21 protein-coding genes are annotated in these 19290 nt (G+C 62.2%); 5 read left to right on the forward strand and 16 right to left on the reverse strand.

Annotated features, from left to right (window positions below):
* Positions 1-10 precede the first annotated feature (10 nt).
* From dmpE to HX803_RS22940, 4 genes are read right to left on the reverse strand one after another with little or no spacing between them, the layout of a single operon-like run.
* Complete coding sequence (gene dmpE, locus HX803_RS22925) at positions 11-787, reverse strand: 2-oxopent-4-enoate hydratase (RefSeq protein ID WP_178923765.1); 777 nt, start codon at positions 785-787, stop codon at positions 11-13.
* 8 nt (positions 788-795) lie between these two features.
* Positions 796-2253 (reverse strand): 2-hydroxymuconic semialdehyde dehydrogenase, encoded by a 1458-nt coding sequence (locus HX803_RS22930; protein WP_178923767.1) that lies wholly within the window; start codon positions 2251-2253, stop codon positions 796-798.
* Positions 2250-2954: a class II aldolase/adducin family protein gene (locus tag HX803_RS22935; RefSeq protein WP_178923769.1), complete on the reverse strand. Its 705-nt coding sequence runs from the start codon at positions 2952-2954 to the stop codon at positions 2250-2252. The genes HX803_RS22930 and HX803_RS22935 overlap by 4 nt, the downstream gene beginning before the upstream one ends.
* Complete coding sequence (locus tag HX803_RS22940; protein ID WP_178923771.1) at positions 2951-3814, reverse strand: VOC family protein; 864 nt, start codon at positions 3812-3814, stop codon at positions 2951-2953. Before HX803_RS22940 ends, HX803_RS22935 begins: the two co-directional genes overlap by 4 nt.
* A 106-nt stretch (positions 3815-3920) precedes the next feature.
* Between HX803_RS22940 and HX803_RS22945 the strand changes: the two genes are divergently transcribed.
* Positions 3921-4826 (forward strand): LysR family transcriptional regulator, encoded by a 906-nt coding sequence (locus HX803_RS22945; protein WP_178923773.1) that lies wholly within the window; start codon positions 3921-3923, stop codon positions 4824-4826.
* 336 nt (positions 4827-5162) lie between these two features.
* Here HX803_RS22945 and HX803_RS22950 read toward each other — a convergent pair whose 3' ends face one another.
* From HX803_RS22950 to HX803_RS22970, 5 genes are read right to left on the reverse strand one after another with little or no spacing between them, the layout of a single operon-like run.
* Complete coding sequence (locus HX803_RS22950) at positions 5163-5741, reverse strand: hypothetical protein (RefSeq protein WP_178923775.1); 579 nt, start codon at positions 5739-5741, stop codon at positions 5163-5165.
* 37 nt (positions 5742-5778) lie between these two features.
* Positions 5779-6273, reverse strand: a complete 495-nt coding sequence (locus HX803_RS22955) for a periplasmic heavy metal sensor (protein ID WP_178923777.1) — start codon at positions 6271-6273, stop codon at positions 5779-5781.
* Entirely contained in the window at positions 6270-6701 is a 432-nt protein-coding gene (locus HX803_RS22960; protein ID WP_178923779.1) for a hypothetical protein, read from the reverse strand. The genes HX803_RS22955 and HX803_RS22960 overlap by 4 nt, the downstream gene beginning before the upstream one ends.
* Positions 6698-7276 (reverse strand): RNA polymerase sigma factor, encoded by a 579-nt coding sequence (locus tag HX803_RS22965; protein ID WP_178923781.1) that lies wholly within the window; start codon positions 7274-7276, stop codon positions 6698-6700. The genes HX803_RS22960 and HX803_RS22965 overlap by 4 nt, the downstream gene beginning before the upstream one ends.
* Positions 7277-7313: 37 nt before the next feature.
* On the reverse strand, positions 7314-7625 hold the full coding sequence (locus tag HX803_RS22970) for a YXWGXW repeat-containing protein (RefSeq protein ID WP_178923783.1): 312 nt from the start codon (positions 7623-7625) through the stop codon (positions 7314-7316).
* Positions 7626-7848: 223 nt separating this feature from the next.
* Here HX803_RS22970 and HX803_RS22975 point away from each other — a divergent pair, with 223 nt between their 5' ends.
* Positions 7849-7989: a hypothetical protein gene (locus tag HX803_RS22975; protein ID WP_178923785.1), complete on the forward strand. Its 141-nt coding sequence runs from the start codon at positions 7849-7851 to the stop codon at positions 7987-7989.
* A gap of 3 nt (positions 7990-7992) precedes the next feature.
* Here the strand turns inward: HX803_RS22975 and HX803_RS22980 are convergent, their stop codons facing one another.
* Positions 7993-8241, reverse strand: a complete 249-nt coding sequence (locus HX803_RS22980) for a DUF1652 domain-containing protein (RefSeq protein WP_178923802.1) — start codon at positions 8239-8241, stop codon at positions 7993-7995.
* 247 nt (positions 8242-8488) lie between these two features.
* On the opposite strand from HX803_RS22980, the gene HX803_RS22985 reads away from it, so the two are divergent.
* Complete coding sequence (locus HX803_RS22985) at positions 8489-9439, forward strand: diguanylate cyclase (RefSeq protein WP_178923787.1); 951 nt, start codon at positions 8489-8491, stop codon at positions 9437-9439.
* Between the two features lie 552 nt (positions 9440-9991).
* Here HX803_RS22985 and HX803_RS22990 read toward each other — a convergent pair.
* From HX803_RS22990 to HX803_RS23005, 4 genes are all read right to left on the reverse strand, one after another.
* A complete protein-coding gene (locus HX803_RS22990) occupies positions 9992-10438 on the reverse strand; it encodes a GNAT family N-acetyltransferase (RefSeq protein WP_178923788.1) in 447 nt (148 codons plus the stop codon).
* Positions 10439-10518: 80 nt separating this feature from the next.
* Positions 10519-11427 (reverse strand): AraC family transcriptional regulator, encoded by a 909-nt coding sequence (locus tag HX803_RS22995; protein WP_178923790.1) that lies wholly within the window; start codon positions 11425-11427, stop codon positions 10519-10521.
* A 36-nt stretch (positions 11428-11463) separates the two neighbouring features.
* Positions 11464-12159: a fumarylacetoacetate hydrolase family protein gene (locus tag HX803_RS23000; RefSeq protein WP_178923792.1), complete on the reverse strand. Its 696-nt coding sequence runs from the start codon at positions 12157-12159 to the stop codon at positions 11464-11466.
* A 66-nt stretch (positions 12160-12225) separates the two neighbouring features.
* Entirely contained in the window at positions 12226-13281 is a 1056-nt protein-coding gene (locus HX803_RS23005; protein ID WP_178923794.1) for an AbrB family transcriptional regulator, read from the reverse strand.
* A gap of 107 nt (positions 13282-13388) precedes the next feature.
* On the opposite strand from HX803_RS23005, the gene HX803_RS23010 reads away from it, so the two are divergent.
* A complete protein-coding gene (locus HX803_RS23010) occupies positions 13389-14288 on the forward strand; it encodes a LysR family transcriptional regulator (protein WP_178923796.1) in 900 nt (299 codons plus the stop codon).
* Between the two features lie 13 nt (positions 14289-14301).
* On the opposite strand, the gene HX803_RS23015 is transcribed toward HX803_RS23010, so the two are convergent.
* On the reverse strand, positions 14302-14631 hold the full coding sequence (locus HX803_RS23015) for a hypothetical protein (RefSeq protein ID WP_065906328.1): 330 nt from the start codon (positions 14629-14631) through the stop codon (positions 14302-14304).
* Between the two features lie 91 nt (positions 14632-14722).
* Entirely contained in the window at positions 14723-17224 is a 2502-nt protein-coding gene (locus tag HX803_RS23020; protein ID WP_178923798.1) for a TonB-dependent siderophore receptor, read from the reverse strand.
* 252 nt (positions 17225-17476) lie between these two features.
* Between HX803_RS23020 and HX803_RS23025 the strand changes: the two genes are divergently transcribed.
* A partial coding sequence (locus HX803_RS23025) for a DUF6531 domain-containing protein (protein WP_256732912.1) occupies positions 17477-19290 on the forward strand: 1814 nt, incomplete at its 3' end.

The raw sequence follows: 19290 nt of genomic DNA on the forward strand, positions 1-19290 counted from the left end.
GGGTGGTCCTTCAAACAAAACGGATGGAAGCCGAGCCGATACCGCCCAGGCTCATGCGCAACTGATCACCCGGCTGGACCGGGACCATGGCGGCCAGGGAGCCGGACAGGATCACCTCGCCTTTCTTCAACGGGATGCCCAGACGCCCCAGGGTATTGGCCAGCCATACCACGGCATTCGCCGGGTGGCCGAGGGCCGCCGCACCGGCGCCGGTGGCGACGATCTCGCCGTTCTTTTCCAGGGTCATGCCCACGCACGCCAGGTCGATGTCACGCGGGTCGGCCACGCCGTCGCCGAGCACGAACGCCGCGGCCGAGGCATTGTCGGCGACGGTGTCCTGGATCTTGATTTTCCAGTCCTTGATTCGCGAATCGACGATCTCGAAGCACGGCATCACATACGCGGTGGCGCGCAGTACATCAGCCACGGTCACGCCCGGACCGATCAGGTCCTGTTTGAGCACAAAGGCGATCTCGCCTTCGGCCTTGGGCGCGATAAAGTCGGCGCAGGCCAGCGCGGCACCGTCGTTGACCAGCATGCCGCTGAGCAGGTGGCCGAAGTCGGGCTGGTCCACGCCGAGCATGTCCATCACCACTTGGCTGGTGACGCCGATCTTCTTGCCGATCACGGTTTGCCCGGCATCGAGGCGCGGTTGCAGCATGGCCAGTTGAATCTGGTAGGCGTCGGCCACCGTCAGCTCGGGGTATTGCTCGGTCAGCGGCGCCAGCGGTTTACGCTCGGTGAGTGCCTGGTGCAGTTGCGCGCCGAGGGGGTTGAGATGTGTCATGGCGGACCTCACAGACGGATGCACACGTTGCGCAGTTCGGTGTAGAACTCCAGGGAATGCACCCCGCCCTCGCGGCCAATGCCCGATTGCTTGGCGCCACCAAACGCGGTGCGCAGGTCGCGCAGGAACCACGAATTGATCCAGCAGATGCCCACATCCAGCGCGGCGCCCATGCGGTGGGCAACCTGCAGGTCGGTGGTCCACACGCTGGCGGCCAGGCCGTAGGGCGTGTCGTTGACCAGGCGCACCACCTCGTCTTCATCATCGAACGGTGCGATGTGGCAGCACGGGCCGAAGATTTCTTCACGCACAACAGCAGAGTCTTCCGACAAGCCGGTCCAGATCGTCGGCTGCACCCAGGCGCCTTCGGCCAGTTCGGCAGGCATGTCAGGAATACCGCCGCCCGTCACGACGGTGGCGCCGTCTTTGGCCGCCTGGGCGTAATAGCTCAACACCTTCTGGCGGTGGCCCACGGAAACCAGCGGGCCCATGGTGACGCCAGGAGCATTTGGCGGGCCGACCTTGATGGCTTCGGCACGCGCCTTGAGGGCGGCGACAAACGCCTCGAACAGCGGCCGTTGCACGTACACGCGCTCAGTGCCCAGGCACACCTGCCCGCTGTTTTCGAACACCGCACGGGCGATGCCGGCCACGGCTTTGTCCAGGTCGGCGTCGGCGAAAATCACCCCGGCGTTCTTGCCACCCAGTTCCAGCGAGACCGGGCGTACGCCCTTGGCCGCGGCTTTCATGATCGCTTCGCCGGTACCGGTTTCGCCGGTAAAGGTGATGCCGTCTACGTCTTGATGTTCGGTGAGGAAGGCCCCCGCCGAGTGCTCGCCAAAGCCGTGCACCACGTTGTAGACACCTGCGGGCACGCCGGCGTCGCGCATCACTTCACCGAGCAAGGTGGCAGTGGCCGGGGTTTCTTCCGACGGTTTGACCACCACGGTGTTGCCGCAGGCCAGGGCCGGGCCGACTTTCCAGGTCATCAGCAGCAGCGGCAGGTTCCACGGGCAGATTACCCCGATCACCCCGCGCGGGTTGCGCACCGCGTAGTTGACCGCCTTGCCGCCGTCGGGGGTGTCCATGGTGAAACTTTCGGTGGGCACGTTGCGGATCAGGTCGGCAAACACCTTGAAGTTGGCAGCGCCACGGGGGATATCCAGGTGACTGGCCAGCGCGTGGGGCTTGCCGGTGTCGGCCACTTCAGCGGCGACGAACTCTTCGGCGCGCTGTTCGATGCCGTCGGCCACCTTGTGCAGCAACGCGGTGCGTTGGGCGATGGTCATCTTGCCCCAGGGGCCGCTCAGTGCGGCGCGGGCGGCTTTGACCGCCGCGTCGACCTGCTCGCGGCCGGCCTCGTGAACCTGGCCGATCACGCTATTGTCGGCCGGGTTGCGGTTGTCGAAGGTGCGCACGCCCTCGACCCATTGGTTATCGATGAAGTTATGAAAATGCTTGGTCATGGTTGGCGCTCGTCTCTTGTTATCAGGTTCAGCTCGGCATCGCCGGCGGTGAGGTAGTCCCACATGCGTTCAAAGATTCGCCCGCTGGCGGTGGCGCGGCGGTCCGCTTCTTCACGGCTCAGCAGCGGTGCGTGGTCGGCCACGCCGGCCGCCAGCAGTTGCAGTTCGATACGGGCGGCGTCTTCGAGGTAGAACACCAGGGTCAGTGCTTCCACCAGGGAGCCGCCGACCACCATGGCGCCGTTGCCACGCATCACCAGGGCCTGGGCGCGGCCCAACTGCTCGGCCAGGGCGGCGGCCTGCGAGTCGTCGCGCAGCAGTTGCGGGTCATCCCACAGCGGCACGCCGTCCTTGAAATAGGCGCCCATGCCGTGGCGCAAACGCGGGGTCAGCCCAGCGCAGGACAAGCTCATCACCTGCATCGGCATGCAGCGGATCACCGCGTTGACGTCTGGCCGACGCTGGTAAATCTGTTGATGAATGCGCACTTCGCCCAACACCCCTTCCGGCAGCGGGCCGTGCACCGGCACCACGGTGCCGGGCTCGCCGGGCGGGATCAGGCCCATGGGCTTGGCGGCGCACACCAGGAAGTGCTCGGCATCCAGACGCAGGCTGCAATGGCCGTAGGCGTGCACAAAACCGGCGTTGGCCAGGGCACGCGCGGCCACCCGCACTTCGGCTTCTTGGCTGACGCGGCTCATGATTTGAACTCCGGAATGTCCGGCTTCGAACCCCAGGCACAGAACGAGCTGGTGACCAGCGGGAATTGCCGGGGCTGGTGGGTGGCCTCGTCTTCCGGGGCGATATGACTCACCCCAGTGGAGTATTCGTAGGTCATGCCGTCTGGCCCTTCGAAGTACAGGAACATCGCCCCTGACGTCGGGTGACGACCCGGCCCGAACAGAATCCTGATCCCGCGTTCCTTGAGGAAGTACCAGGCGCGCATCACGTCATCGATGCTTTCCACCTGGTGGTTGATGTGCTGCACGCCGGCATGGCTGGAGGGGAACAGCGCGATCTTGTGATGCACCTCATCGATGCGCAGCAGCGGCGCTTCACCGATGCGGTCACTGACCCGTGCGTTGGCCAGGGTGGTCCAGAACGCTTCGTCGCGCTTGGCGTCGGTGGTGCGCAGGCCGATATGGCTGAAACCGGTGATACCGGCATCGCGGGTGGCGAAGTAACGGCTGCCACTGGCATGGGGGCGCAACACCAGTTCGATGTGATTGCCGCTGGGGTCGCGAAACTGAATCAGCTCATTGACGTGGCGCACCTCGGCGTCCTGGCGGCTGCCATGGCGCACGGCGAAGCCGTTGTCTTCGAGCAATTGGGCGGCGTGGTCGAGTTCGTTCCAGCTGGTGACTTCGAAGGCGGTGGTGGTTTCCCGTGGGTCGCCTTCGTAGTAGCACAGGGTGTGGTCGCGGCTGTCGGAGCGAAAATAGATCGCACCGTTGGCCTCGCGCGCCACCTGCAGGCCGAGCATCTGCGTGGCGTACAGCTTGGCCTGGGCAAGGTCCGCCGTGCCCAGACGCACATAGCGGATGTCATGCAGATTGATCATGAGGGTGCCTCTTGGTTTTATTCTTGTCTGGACACCATCCTCGCCGTGGGGCACAAATAGCAGAAGCAAATTCTAGTTATTCAAACTATTTGATCTGGTTATAGTCATGCGCACGGACCTGAACCTGCTACGCGTCTTGTTGGCCATTCACGATTGCGGCAACGTCACCGCCGCCGCCAAGCGCCTGGGCATGAGCCAGCCCGCCGCCAGTGCCGCGTTATCGCGCTTGCGTCACTCCCTCGGCGACCCCTTGTTCGTGCGCAGCGGCACCGCCATGGAGCCCACGCCACGGGCGCGCAGCATCGTCGAACGCACCCGCGAAGTGATCGCCACCATCGACCAGGAAATCCTCCCCAGCCCCACCTTCGACCCGGCGCAAAGCCGCGAAACCTTCACCTTCTGCCTCAGTGAAATCGGCGAAGTGGTGTTCCTCCCCGCCCTCTTCGACCGCCTGCGCAGCGCCGCGCCCCACGCCAAGATCCAGTGCCTGAGCCTCGGCCCCAAAGACCTCCACGACGCCCTTCGCGAAGGCCGCGTGGACTCGGCACTCGGCTACTTCCCCGACCTCGACGCGCCGAACATCTACCAGCAACGCCTGTTCGACCACGACCTGGTCTGCCTCATCGGCCGCCACCACCGCATCACCGCGCCGCAACTGAGCATGGAAGAGTTCTGCACACTGGAGCACCTGCAGGTACGCGACGGCAGCCGCAGCCAGGAAATGTACGAGAGCTTTTTGGCCGAGCAAGGGATCGAAAGGAAGATCGTGGTGCAGATGTCCCACTACATGAGCATGTCCGCCATCATCGAGCGCTCGGAGTTGATCGCGGTGATGCCGAGGTCGGTGGCACATATCTATGAAAAGCACTCGGCGGTGCGAATGATTGAACCGCCGGTGGAGATACCGCCGTATAGCTTGAAACACCACTGGCATGCGCGGAATCAGAAGGATCCGCGGCATTTGTGGTTGAGGAAGGAGGTGGTGGGGATTTTTGGGGATGGGCGAAAATAGTACCCCGCTAACCCCCTGTGGGAGTGGCGGTGCGACTTGCTCGCGAAGGCGGTGTGTCAGTCGACTCAGATGCCAGCTGGCCTACCGCTTTTCGCAGGCAAGCCAGCTCCCACATTTTGATCTGTGTCCGATTGAGAAATTGGGTACACCGCTGATCCCCTGTGGGAGTGGCGGTGCGACGATTCGACTTGCTCGCGAAGGCGGTGTGTCAGTCGACTCAAATGCCAGCTGGCCTACCGCTTTCGCTGGCAAGCCAGCTCCCACATTTTGAGCTGTGTTCGGTCGAGAAATTGGGTACACCGCTTATCCCCTGTGGTGGCGGGCTTGAAGAGCGCCCTAAACCTCCACTTCCTTCTCCAACACCAACGTGATTCCCGTTTGCGAGTACACCTTCGACCAGGTGTTCATCGTCTTGAAGTTATCGTGGTTGTCGCCATCGGCCGGGTCCATGAAGTCTCCGCCCGGGCGCAGCATTACGTAGTGCAGCCCCACTACAAAGGTGGTGACCACACACAACGCTCGGCGATTCGCGGCCATCGGCGGCGGCGCGCCGTGGATCACGGGGAAGCCTGCCTTCACGCAAAGCTCTTCGCACTTGGGGTACAAGGTGGCCAATGCGCTGGCCAGAAAGCCTTCCATGTAGATGGTCACGTTCAACCCCAACGTCCGCGCCGCCAACGCCACGCTGTGGGGGTAGGAGTAGCCGGCTTTGGTCGGATCGAAGGGTTTGACCACCCCGCCGGTCAGCGCGCCGGAGGTGAACTTGTAGAGTTCCACCTCACACATGTTGGTGCGCAACGCATCGGTTGCGGTCATGCCACCGGGCAAGGTTGCCTCCAGCTCCACTGCCGCGCACAACAACGACGCAGCCCCACAGGAAAAATCAAAAGCCTGTTTCTTTTTCGCAGCCGGCATAAGCACACTTCCATTGAGTTCATGCGGGCTTAACAACTCAAGAGCGGGGTTTATTCCCCGCCGTCTGGATGAATTTTTCTTTAGCCTTGACCTGCCCGCGCTGGTACAGCGCCTCGACCAGTTTCTGCCGTTCGTCCTGGGGTAAGTTGCTCGCAAATTGCGCCAGGGTGGTGTCCACCAGGGCCCTGAGCGCAACGTCTGCCTCGCGGGCCTTGGCCAGTTCGGTGACCAGCGCGTCGCGGTCCAGGGTCGGCGATTCCAGCTGCTTGATCACGCCAAGGCGTGCTTCGCGACCGGCCATGATCAGCGGCTGGCTGTCGGCACGGTTCTGGCGCAGCAGTTGGCGCAGTTCCTTGCGCCGCTCGGGCGGCAACTTGATCATCGCCTGGCGCAGGCCATGCTGGTTGACCACCGCTTCGGCGGGCTTGGCGGCTGTGGTCCAGTGGTACAAGCCACCGCCGACGCCGCCGATCAAAAACACATTGAGCAACACCGAGACGACCAACCACGGCTTGAGGGATTTGGGGGTCATTGCTCGGTTTCCTCGGCGTTGACGGTAAAGACGACGTCGGCGTCGCCCTGATCGAAGACGCTGGGCAGCACTTCGGATGACGACATCGGCAGCGGCACGCTCAGCGACGCCACCAGCACCCCGGCCGCAATACCGGCGATGCCCACCCCCACCAGGCCGGCGGGTGACAACCAACTGGCGTAGCGCGACCAGAATGACGCCCGGCGCGGCGCCGACTGGCGAATCTGTCGGGCCAGCGCCGGGTCGGCGAACGCCAGCTGATGGCTGTCCAGCTGGGCATCCAGCCAACTGGCTTCGCGCAACGCCTCGCGGGCGCTGGCATTGCCGTTATCGAGCAGCGCCTGGGCGGCGGCTTGTTCGGCGACGGGCCAGCGGTGCAGGCTGGCCCCGTAGGCATCAGCCAGATGAGCAAATCGTTCGGGCGTCATGGTTTTTCCCTTCCTGGGCGGGCAAGCCCTGGTGTGTCGGCAAGTTGATTGCGCAACTGGCGTCGGGCCCGCGACAGCAGGCTCTCCAGTGCCTCGACGCTAATATTCATCAGGGCCGCGGCGTCGATGTTCGACAGCTCCTGGTAATACTGCAGCACAATGGCTTCGCGCTGGCGCTCGGGCAACGTCGCCAACGCGGCGGCCATCCTCGCACTGCGGTCGGCGGTTTCCAACTGCTCATCAAGGGACGGTGCGCTGTCCGCCAGCTCCAGCACTTCGTCCTCGTCCAACGGGCGCTCCTTGCGCCGACGCAAGCGGTCGTGGCACAGGTTCAGCGCCACCCGATGCAGCCAGGTGTCAAACCGCGCTTCGCCAGCACGCCAGTTCGCCGCATGGCGCCAGATCCGCAAGAAGCTTTCCTGGGCCACGTCCTTGGCCTCGTCGGCGTCCCCCAGGATCCGACCGGCGAGCGCCAGCAGACGCGGCAGCTTGCGCGTCACCATCTCGTTGACGGCCGCAGGTTCGTTGTTGCCGATACGTGCCAGTAGCTCAACGTCCGGATCAGTGTCTTTCAATCGGGTAATACTCGGTCCGGAGGCTAAGTTTCAGGGTTCAGCGGATCCAATGCCCTTCGCGCCAGTACCAGTTCGGCCCATGGGATTCCCAATGGCCGGGCTCCCAGCGCGCGTTGCGCATCACTGGCTGCCAGTGCCCCGGCACCCAGGCATAGGCACCGCCTTCCCAGCGCCAGTGCCCACGGTCCCAGGCGTAGCCGGGGCGTTCGGCGGGTATCACTTCAACGCGCTCGGCCGGTGGCGCCTGGCGAATGATGACTTCGGTCTGGGCAAACGTCGGGGTGCTGACAAACGCAGCGAGTGCCAGCGGGGCAAGCAAGACAAGGCGCAAGTTGGCCAGTGGTTTCATGGCAACTCCTCATACGGCGAGCGAAAGTGCACGCTGCTGATGGGTTGAACGCCAGGTGCGGGAAGAATCCGTCGCGAACACCGCAGATTTTTTTACGCAATGCGTAAGAGGAGTATTGCCCAGGGGATGGCGGCGCTTGATGAAATGTTTGAAAGCATCGCGACGGATATTCCAGGGTGGCGGCGTTCAACCTGTAACGCCGAACACACCAAGAGGAAACATCATGTCCCGTCGCCTATCTATGCTGGTTGCCGCCCTGCTGATCGTGAGCCTGAGCGGCTGTGTGATCCTGCCGGAACATCGGCATTGCTGCTGGCGCTACTACGGCGCGGTCTCGACCCAGGCCGACAGCGCCGTGTCATGACGCTTAGCCTACGGCTGCAAACCCGCGGCGCCCGGCCTTGATCTCGGTGCGCAACTCGCCAATCAGGTTTGAAATGGAACGGATGCTGTCCAGGCCTTCGGGCGAGACGCGGGTCAGCAGCAAGTCGACGCGCCCCGTCACCGGCTCGAACACGCTGATGCGCAGCGAGCCGTCGCTGTTGAGGCTGCAATCACAAGACAGCGGCAAGAAGCCTGACGCCATGATGCGACTGAATTCAGTGATCGAAATCATCATAAGCCCCCGTCCCTGGGCCCTGCCCTGTCGGTGTGATGGAACCAGAGTAGATGAGCTTGCGAACCTGGCGTAACAATTAATGCAAAAGTGTTAGCTACCGCGCATTTTGCCTCGTAAACGCTGGTGCGTTGGCGCCAGGAACCCGGCACTTGACCTCTCGTCCGGTGCGCTGGCGAAGGCTTGACTCAAGGGCCGGTTCAAAAGACGCTCATGGCATTTCGCCCTCCCTTCGAGCAGCCCACCCATGAGCATCGCCCCACCGAGCCAGCCCGACAGCGACGTCTACAAAACCCTGCTGGAGTCGACCAAAGCCATCCCCTGGCGCATCGACTGGCAGACCATGACCTTCAGTTACATCGGCCCGCAGATCGAGACACTGCTGGGCTGGACCCCGCAAAGCTGGGTCAGCGTGGATGACTGGGTCGAGCGCATGCACCCGGATGACCGCGAATACGTGGTGAATTTCTGCGTGTCGCAGTCCCGTGCCGGCGTGGACCACGAGGCCGACTACCGGGCGCTCACGGTGAATGGCGACTACGTGTGGATTCGCGACGTGGTGCACGTGGTGCGCAAGGACGGCGAAGTCGAAGCACTGATCGGCTTCATGTTCGATATCAGCGAGCGCAAGAAGACCGAAGAGCACCTGATTCGCTTGCAAAAGCAGCTCGAAGAATATTCCTACCAGGACGGCCTGACCGGCATCGCCAACCGGCGCATGTTCGACATGGTTTTGGAACGCGAGTGGGCCAGCGCCCAGCGCAGCCAGTTGCCGCTGTCGCTGTCGCTGATCATCCTGGATATCGATTTTTTCAAGCAGTACAACGACCACTACGGCCATATCAAAGGCGATGAGTGCCTGCGCCAGGTGGCGCGCACGCTGTCGCTGGCGGCCAACCGGCCACGGGATTTCATTGCGCGCATCGGCGGCGAGGAGTTTGTGTGGTTGCTGCCGGAGACCGATGCCGCTTCGGCCAGGCAGGTGGCGCAGCGTTGCCTGCACTTGATTTGCCAGCAGCAGATCGAGCACGGTTTTTCACCGGTGTCGAAATTGCTGACCCTGAGCCTGGGCGTGGGCACCCACCTCGTCACGCCCGACAGCGCCATGCTGGGGTTTGTCGAGGAGGTGGACAAGTTGCTGTACCAGGCCAAGCGCAACGGGCGCATGCGCGCGGAGTTCGCCGAGGTGGAAGTTTGACGTTTGAGTCAAATCGCAGGCAAAAAAAATCCCAAGTAGCTGATGGAAACTTGGGATTTAAAAATGCATAAACCGTGGGAGGTGAACGCCCGGCTATAGTACCGATTGTAAAAACCTGTAACAAGATTATTTTAATCCTTTCGTCGGATTAAAAGTCGCGTAAGTCATTCAATAACCACACATTTTTTAAGGTAGCACGACGCACTTGTGCCACTTTTTGGTGCAAGTACTGCGACTATCACCTGACACTTCGTCGGTATATATCCGCTGTATAAATAAGGTTATTGATTATAACGGTGCGACACTTTCGGAAGAGCGAGCCTTTAGTTGCCTGCACGCCTCGGGCGGCTGGAGGTTGGCCGGCAAGGCCGCACGGGCCACGCTTTCGATATGTTGGCAAAGGGTAAGGCGCTCGGCGGCTTCCTCCCGCTCCTGGTCCACCCGCGCATTGAGCCGCACAAAGTAAACGCCCAGCAAAACCGCGACGCACAGCACGCCGACCACAAAGTAGCGAAAGCTTTTGGAGGACGGGGCTTCGGGGGGGTCATGGCACTACAGCGCCCTGCTCTTCTGGTAACGAACGTCGTCGCCGTCGACCTGATCCACCACCGACCAACCCAGGCGTTGGTAAAACCCATTGGCGCGTATCTCATCACGCCCGTCGGTGACCAGGAACAACGTGTCATGGCGTTCAAACAAGGCTGCCTCGGCAACCGCCATCAATTGGCGGCCCAGCCCTTGGTTCTCATAGGCCGGCCGCACGAACATCGCAAACACTTCGCCACTGTCCAGGTCGACCATGGAAAACCCGGCAGGCTCACCATTCACCTCGGCGATCCACACACAGGGCGCTTCACGGATGCTGTCTGCCAGCACTTCAGGGGTAATACCCCGCTCGGCCATTTGTTCTCGGCTCAGGTGGTTCTGCGTCACCGAGGTCCGAATCGCAAACAATGTGCTGATGTCCTGCAGTGTCGCCAGCCGTATCCGCGTATTCATGGGCGCTTCCTCCGTTGAAGCACGCAATTGTATGCAAATAGAAACATATGCATTGTCGTGGTTTTGTAAAAAGCGCGGGATTACAGGGATTCAGTGTGCTGCTGGCGGCGGAATTGCCCGGGCGCCAAGCCGTGGGCCTTGCGGAAACAGCGGGAAAAGTACGCCTCATCGGTGAAGCCACAGCGTTGGGCGATAACGCCGATCAATTGCGCACTGTTGAGCAACAAGGTGCGCGCCAGTTGCATGCGGCGGTCGAGCACCAACTGGGAAAACGGTTTGCCGGTCTCCTTGCGCAACAAGTGGGTGAGGTAGTTGGGCGACAGGAAGGCCGCAGCAGCCGTGTCTGTCAGGTTGAGGGTGGGTTCGTGCAGGTGCTCGCGGATGTGCCCCTGAACCCGTGCCAACGCGTCCTTGCGCCCGCGCCGGGTGGCATTGCTGGCGGCAAATGCCTGCAGCGGTTCGGCGTAGGCCTGGCACACCAGGCCGATCAGCTGGAACAGGTAGCCCTTGAGGCGCTCGCGCGCGCCGAAGGTGCGGTGGGCGTCGAGGGTACGCATCTGGGTGAGCCAGGTTTTCACTTCTTCGAAGGCGGCGTCGTCGAGGATGAAGTCCAGCTGTTCCTGGAAGCGGAACGGTGCCAGTTCCGGCGCCTGGCCGATGGGGATGTCTTCCAGGTCCAGTGGGTCGCACGTCAGCTGCGGCAGGAAAAACGCCTGGCTGAAGTTGATCAGCATGAACTCGCCATCCTCGGGATGAGGGATCACGTGCAGGCGATGGGGCAGGATGAACGCCAGGGCCTTGTGCGGAAACGGCCGCACCGCGCCGCCGATATGCTGCACGGTGTCGCCACCGAGGTTGATCTGGATCTGGAAATACTCATGGCGATGGGGAGTGGTCAGCGCCGCCCGCCCGCGCTTGTCGCGGATGTAGAAGTCGGGGCGGTCGCTGCGTTGTTCCATGCCATAGGTGGTGACGCGGGTGCCTGGCATAACAGTCTCTCGGGTGGCCTGGGCACCACTTTAGCCTCAACCCTGGCTGAGGGTGAAACTCAACTCGCCAATGCCGTCGATGCCGGCCGTGAGCACATCCCCCGGCTGCACGGCACCCACACCTGCGGGCGTGCCGGTGAAGATCAGGTCGCCCGCCTTGAGCGCCACGGATTTGGACGCGTGGCTGATCACTTCGCTGACGGACCAGATCAGGTCGGCCAGGTCACCCACCTGGCGTTGTTCATCGTTGACCTTGAGCCAGATTTTCCCCGTTGAGGGGTGACCGATGGCACTCACGGGTTGCAAGGCAGTGGTCGGCGCCGACTCATCAAACGCCTTGGCCCATTCCCACGGACGGGAGAGTTTTTTCGCCTGGGCTTGCAGGTCACGGCGGGTCAGGTCGATGCCGACGGCATACCCCCAGACATGGGACAACGCCTCTTCAGGGCTGATATCCACCCCACCCTTGCCGATGGCCACCACCAGCTCCACTTCATGGTGCAGGTCGGCAGTCAGTGGCGGGTAAGCGATCACCCCTTCGGCGGGCACGACGGCATCCGCCGGCTTCATAAAGAAAAACGGCGGCTCGCGGTCGGGGTCATGCCCCATTTCGCGGGCGTGCTCGCTGTAGTTGCGCCCCACACAAAACACCCGGCGCAGCGGGAAACGTGCGTCGCTGCCCTGGATGGCAAGGGAGGGAATGTGCGCGGGGGTGAATACGTAATCAGTCATGGCCTATGCCTCTTCGTTTACCTGGCGCCAGTATGGCGAGGGGCACGAGGGCAAAGTTGGACAGGCTTACGCAGATTTTGTACTGGCCGGTGCTTGCTCTTGCAGCGCTCGGTCCAGCAGGCGGTACAGCGGCAGACACGCAGCCTGGATCAACAGCATACGGATAACTTGCATGGCCGTGACCAAGGTGACCGCCAACCCCAAGGCTTCGGCGGTGAGGCTCATTTCCGGGGCACTGCCGGGCATCATGCCCAGGGCCAGCGACAGCCACTGCATGCCCAACCCGGCACCGAGCCCCCACGCGGCCAGCGCAGTGGCAATCACTGAGCCCGTCAAGAGCACCAGCACCTTGGCCAGAAAACCCGGCGCACGGCGGAAAAAACGGCGGTCGAACGCAACACCCAACGCACACCCGATCAGCAACTGCCCACATCCGCTGAGCCAGCCCGGCATACTCATCGACAAATGGTTGCAACCCACCCCCACCGCACAGATCAGGAACGGCCCGAAGGTCCAGGGATTGGGAAGGTTACAACGCTTGAACGCCAGCGCGGCGAGAAAGCCCATTGCCAGGATAAAGATCAGCCAAGGCCAGATGACCGGCAACGGCTCGTGCGCCACGGAATGGGACACGCCAAAGGTAGCCACCGCGGGCACCGCCAACAGGATCAGCAGCAACCGGATGCTGTGGGCCGCCGCGATAAAACTGGTGTCCGCCTGACGCTGCCGCCCCAGGTGCACCATCTCAGTGGAGTTGGCCGGCATCAGCGCGAAGAACGCGGTGTTCAAGGCAACGCCCCATCGATGCAAGACCAGCACCGACCCCAGGGCCAACACCAGCGTGAGCAATACTGCCGTTACGATCAGCCCCAGATGCCCCGCCACCTGCTGCATCACCGGCACGGTGAAATGGCAGCCGATGGCCACGGCCACGATCAATTGCCCGGCTTTGCGCCCGTGAGGAATTTCCGGCACCCGGCTGCCCGCGCAGCGGGTCAGCAACACCGCGAGCAATGAGCCGACCACCCAAGGCAAAGGCCACCCTGCCCACTGGGCAAGGCTGCCGCCCAAGGCGCCAACAATAAGGGTGGCGAGCCAGTAACAGCGAAGGTGGAGGGGCATGATGACATCCGGCATGGAGAAGAATGCCGACAGGTTATAGACTGCCGCGCATCACAAAAAATATCCATTTGTGAAGCCATTCATCACTCTTTGTTATGTGAGCCGGAATGAACCTCAGAGCCCTGGAATACTGCGTCGAAATCGCCCGCCAAGGCAGCTTCACCAAAGCCGCGCAGGCCCTGCATGTGGCGCAGCCGGCATTGAGCATGGCGGTCAGCCGCCTGGAAGATGAGCTGGGCGTGGCCTTGTTCAACCGGGCCACACGCCAGATCAGCGTGACGGCCGAAGGCCAGCTGTTTCTGGCTCGCGCCGAAGCGTGCCTGGAGGGTTTGGCCGGCGCACGCCGCGAACTGCAGGACTTGACGCAACTGCACAGCGGCGAAATCCGTGTCGGTGTGCCACCGATGTATGGCATCCGCCATATTCCGGATCTGTTGATGCAATTTCGTGCCCGCTACCCCGGAATTGCCATGCACGTGATCGAAGGCAGCGCTGACGACATCAGCGAACGCCTCGCGACACGGGCGATTGATGTCGCGTTGCTGGAGTCGCGGCGCGTCGAACCTGGCTGGGAGTCGGTGCTGCTGGGCAGCGATGAGATGGTGCTGTGCGTGAACGAGCATCATCCTTTGGCGGGAGCGGAATCGCTGTCAGCAGACCGCCTGCATGACGAACCGATGCTGGTGTTCGACAACACCTTCCTGCAACGTCACCTGCTGGATACTTTTTGCAGTACCGCACGGGTGCGGCTCAACATCGCCCTGGAAAGCAACTTCGTGCCGCTGGTGATAGCGGCCACGCGCAGCGGGATGGGCGCTTCTACTCTGCTGCGCTCCGTTCAGGAGCAGGAGCCAGGGTTGGTGGGGGTGTCTTTTGCGCCAGCGCAATTCATGCACTTCAACCTGTGCTGGCGCGCCGATGAATACCTGTCACAAGCCAATCGGCGCTTTATCGACACCGCCAAGGTATTTTTCCAGGAAGATGCCGGCTCACCGCTGTCACGCTGAGTCAGTCAGGCCATTACTTGCGCGCCACTTTGTAGCGCAGGCAATCCTGGTAAAAACTCTGGCGGATGGCCTCGGGTTTCAGCCGGGAACGGCTGTCATAGGTCTGCTCGGTGATGCCCATGGCCATCATGCGCATCCACGATTTGCTGAACTTGATGGTCTGGATCTTCTGCCGCGCAGCATACAGCGACACACCCGACAGCTTGAGTTCCTGGGCCCTGGCGGCCGTGCCAGCGCCCCAACTGCACATGTACTTGTCACCCTCGCGCAGCTCCCGTGCCTGCACGGCAGCCGCGCCGCCTGCCAGGGAGCAGGCGATCAGCATGATTCCAACAGTGCGCATTTGCATCCCCACCTAACCACCTGAAAATAAAAGCGATTCTGGCGAGGATTTTGTTACAAAGGGGCCATTAAATTGCCTTATCGGTGGTTTTTTACCACTGATAAGTCGCACTCGCCTGCACGGTGCGTTGCGAGCCGTACCAGCACCACGAGTACGAGTAGCACGAGGCCACGTACTCTTTATTCGCCAGGTTGGTGGCGTTCAATGCCAGGCGCAGGTTGTCCTTGAGGCGGGTGATGTTCGGGATGTCGTAATGCACCGCCGCGTCGAACAAGGTGTAGCCCGGCACCTTCAGGGTGTTGGCGGTATCGCCCCAGGACGACCCGACATACCGCGCACCGGCGCCCGCACCAAAGCCTTTCAGGCTGCCATCATGAAAGGTGTAATCCGCCCACGCCGACGCGGTATGGCGCGGCACGCCGTAGGTGGTGGTGCCCTCGGCGGCAACGGCCGGGCCTACGGCAATGTCGCTGATCGGCGCATAACGCACGGTGCTGTTGGACTTGCTGATACGGTTGTCCAGGTAGGCGTAGGCCGCGGTGATGTCCAGGTTGTCATTGAGACTGGCCTTGCCTTCGAGCTCGAAACCACGGGACTGCACCTCGCCATCCTGGCTCTGGCAGCGGCCGGTACCGCACAAATGCGTCGGGTCCGGGTCGGTGGTCAGTACGTTGGTCTGGCGCAGGTCGAAGATCGCGGCAGTGATAAAGCTGTTGCTGCCCGGCGGCTGGTACTTGATGCCGACCTCATACTGCTTGCCTTCAGTAGGCTTGAACACCGAACCGCCATACCCCGTACCCGATTGCGGCTGGAACGACTCCGAATAGCTGGCGTACGGCGCCAGGCCGTTATCGAACAGGTAGACCAGCCCCACGCGGCCGGTAAAGGCCTTGCTGTCCAGGGACGACTTGGCCTTGGCACCGGTGCTGAGGGTCTGGGTGCTGTTGTCGGTGCTGGCCCAGTCATAGCGACCACCCAGCAGCAGCACCCACTTATCCCACTTCATCTGCTCTTGCAGGTACACGCCGGTCTGCTCGCTACGCGACGTGCCGTCGGTGGTATACGCAGGCACCGGAACCGCCGCGCCGTACACCGGATTGAAAATATCCAGGGTCGGGCCTGCGGTGTACACGCCGGAGCCCTGCTTGGTGTCGGTGCTGGTGTTCTGGTAATCGAGCCCCATCAGCAGCGTGTGCTGCAACGGGCCGGTGTCGAATTTGGCTTGCAACTGGTTGTCGAGGGTGTAGGCATCCATGTCGACGTCAGCGGCAATGGTCGAGCGTCGGATGGTGCGGTAATCCGCCATCAGGTAGTTGTTGTAGAGGCTGCGGTACTGGCCTTCGCTGCGCAGGTAACGCGCGTTCTGGCGTACGGTCCACACGTCATCGAAGTGGTGCTCGAAGGCGTAGCCGATGGAATAGTACTCGCGGTCGCTCTTCTCGAAGTTCTTCTCGCCGTCATAGAAATCCACGTCGATGCTGCGCCCGGTCGGGCTGTGCAACACCGAGCCCCAGGCTGGCACCGAACCGTAGGACGCGCCCTTGGGGTCCTTCTGAAAGTGCCCGAGCAACGTGAGCGACGTCGCCTCGTCCGGGCGCCAGGTGAATGCGGTGGACAGCGACTGACGGCGGGTCTCGGTGTGGTCCACTTGCCCATCGGCATCGTCGAAAAGCCCGGCGACGCGGTAGGAATAAACGCCCTGATCATCGATCGGCCCGCTCAGGTCGAAGGTGGTGCGCTTCTTGTTGAAAGTGCCGTACTCCACGCCAACTTCATGAAACGGCGTGTCCAGCGGGCGCTTGGTGACCATGTTGATCACGCCGCTCGGCGTGCCCTGCCCGTACAGCACCGAGGCCGGCCCGCGCAGCACTTCGACGCGCTCCAGGTCGAAGGCGTCCTTTTGCGGCAATGCATCGCGGCTCGACGGCATGCGCAAGCCGTCCAGGTAGGTGGCCGGGGAAAAGCCACGGATCGTCAGCTGGTCCAGGCGCGACGCCGTGGCGCCACGGGTTTCCGGGATCACGGCGGCGCTGTAACGCAGGATCTGGTTGAGGCTCTCGGCGTTCTGCGCACGCATCTGGTCCTTGGTGACAATCGAGATCGACTGCGGGGTCTCGATCAGCGCGGTGTCGGTCTTGGTGCCCGACAGGCTGCGCGTGGCCACATAACCGGCCACCGGCCCGGTGGGGCTTTCGGTGCGGTAGGCACCGCTGATGGTGGTGGCCTGTAACTCCATGGCACCGCCGTTATCCGGAATCGGCTCCAGCCGGTAGCGGTCGGCGGAGAGCTTCAGGGCCTGCAGGCCAGTGCCGGCGAGCAACTGGTTCAGCGCCACGTCGGTGTCGTACTGCCCGCTCAATCCATTGCTGTGCTTGCCCCGCGCCAGGCTCGCATCAAACGCCAGCACCAGGTTGGCCTGCTCGGCCAGGCTGTTGAGTGCCTGGCTCAAATCACCCGCGGGAATCGAGAAACGGCGCAGCGCGCTGCTGCTTTCTTCGGCGAAGGCAGGTTGAACAGACAGCAACGGCACGGCGACAAAGGCGAACGCCACTGACAGGGCCAGTGGATGCAAGGGACGAGCAAGGCGCGACATGGGAAATCCTGCGTAATAGAGGTTCTATTAACCATGACGGCCAGGTCGGAAAATCGGGCAAGGATGAGAGCCATTTTTATTTGCGCAGCTTTTCGCAATGAGCCGGATCGTCTTTTGACGTAATCCCCCGGGCTAGTTTTTCGCGGCTTTTTCCTGCTTCACGTCGTCCCATTCTGATTTTTCCAACCGTTCATCCAGCCGCTTTTTGCTGCGGCAGACTCCGACGCCTTGCCCTTCGACGAGACGTCACGGATGACTCACACCGCCCACATTGCCTTTATCGAACACGAGCTGGATGGCTTCCATCAAAGCCTGGCGGAGTATCGCCAGCAGATGGGCGCCTGGTACTCACGCACGTTGGATTCAGCCAGCCATGCAGCGGACTTGCCTTCGTTGTTGGGCATGGAGCGGGTGTTGCGGGTGGGTGATTCGCAGCAATCGGTGAGTGTGTCCGATGCTGATTTTTCGACGGTCACCCATTGCTCGCTGGGCGGCGAGCTGAACATCGAGAGCCTGTTCGAATCGGTGTATGACGTGCCGATCGGCAACATCCCGGTTGAGGTGATCGGGCTCGATGACGGCACCTCCACCGTGGTCATGCTCGATGAGCACGGCAAAGGCTCGCACCACTGCGCGGCGGGCAAACGCTATCAGGTGCGGGTGCGAGGGAGCGTTTCCGAGGAACAGGTGGACGCACTGTTTGCCTCCTATGCCGGGCTGACGGCGGATCTGGAAGAGTGGCTGCGATCGCAGTGGTCTGGGTTTAAGCCGCACTGGGAGCGCTCGACCGCCAGTGCCATTGGCAACGGTATTTTGGCCGGCAGTTGGGCGGCGGTCAAAGAGGTGTGGGACAGCATCAAGCGGGTCCAGGCGATTCTTGAAGACCCGTTGAAGTTCGGCGAGCAGCTCGGTGACCAGGCCATCAAGTTGGCGCAATTGGCCGCTGACACGCCCAGGGTCATGGAACAAGCCATGTTGCTGGCCAGTGACGAGGCGGCGCTGTACCTGATGCTGCGCACGGCGATGCTCTGGCTCGACGCGCTGCCCCCCGGCGAGATGGCCGAGAAGGCAGCCGGGTTGGCGGTCTCGTTGCTGATTGACCTGGTGATTGGCGCGGTCTTGACCATCGCGTTGCCAGCGGCGGGCGTGGCTTACCTGGGGTTACGCCTGGTCAAGTACGGCGCGCAGATCCTTGATGCGGCGGTGGGTTTTGTTAAGAGCCTTTTGGCAATTCTGACGAAGTTCATGCACGCGGTGGATCGCTATAAGGCGGTGGCGGTTCGCGGCGTGGTCGGCGGGTTGAAGCAAGGCACGATGCAGATGCGCTGGCGGGCTCGGCAGAACGCGGTGCTGACGCAGAAAGAGCATGTGGATGATGTGCCTGCGTCAGGGAAGAACCAGAACGGCGATGCGGCGACCTGCTCGGCGACTACGTGCAAGAACGGCTGCCCGGTGTCGATGGTCACCGGCGAGGAATTGCTCACCCTCACCGATGGCACGCTCGATGGAATATTGCCGTTCGAGTGGACCCGGCTTTATCGCACCAGCGCGGTGGAAGTGGATTGCGGGTTGGGGTTTGGTTGGAGCCATGCCCTGGCGCATCGCCTGGTGGTTGCGGGTGATTCGGTGGTGTGGACCGATCATGAAAACCGTTCGACTGAGTTTCCGCTGCCCTCCTCCGCCCGCCCTGCGATCACCAACAGCTTGGCCGAAGCAGCGATTTATCTGGGGGTCTTGCCCGATGAATTAGTGCTGGCGCAAGGCTCGCGCTTCTACCATTTCGTTAATGGTTTTCTGACAGCGATCAGCGATGCGTATGACAACTGGCTGCGTATCTCCCGGGATTTCAGGGGGCGCATTGAGCGGTTGGATAACGGCGTCGGGCGGTCGTTGTTCTTGCGCTATTCGTCGGGCCGCATTGTTGGTGTGGACTATCAGATTCATCGGGCCGAAGGGCCGGGTGAGTTTGTCTGGGTTACCGAGTACACCGTTGTTTCCTACGCCTATGACGACCTTGGCCGGCTTATCAGTGCGACCAACGCCGCAGGTGAAAGCGAGGTTTATCG

The sequence above is a fragment of the Pseudomonas sp. P7548 genome, from assembly GCF_013386585.1.
Lineage (GTDB): Bacteria > Pseudomonadota > Gammaproteobacteria > Pseudomonadales > Pseudomonadaceae > Aquipseudomonas.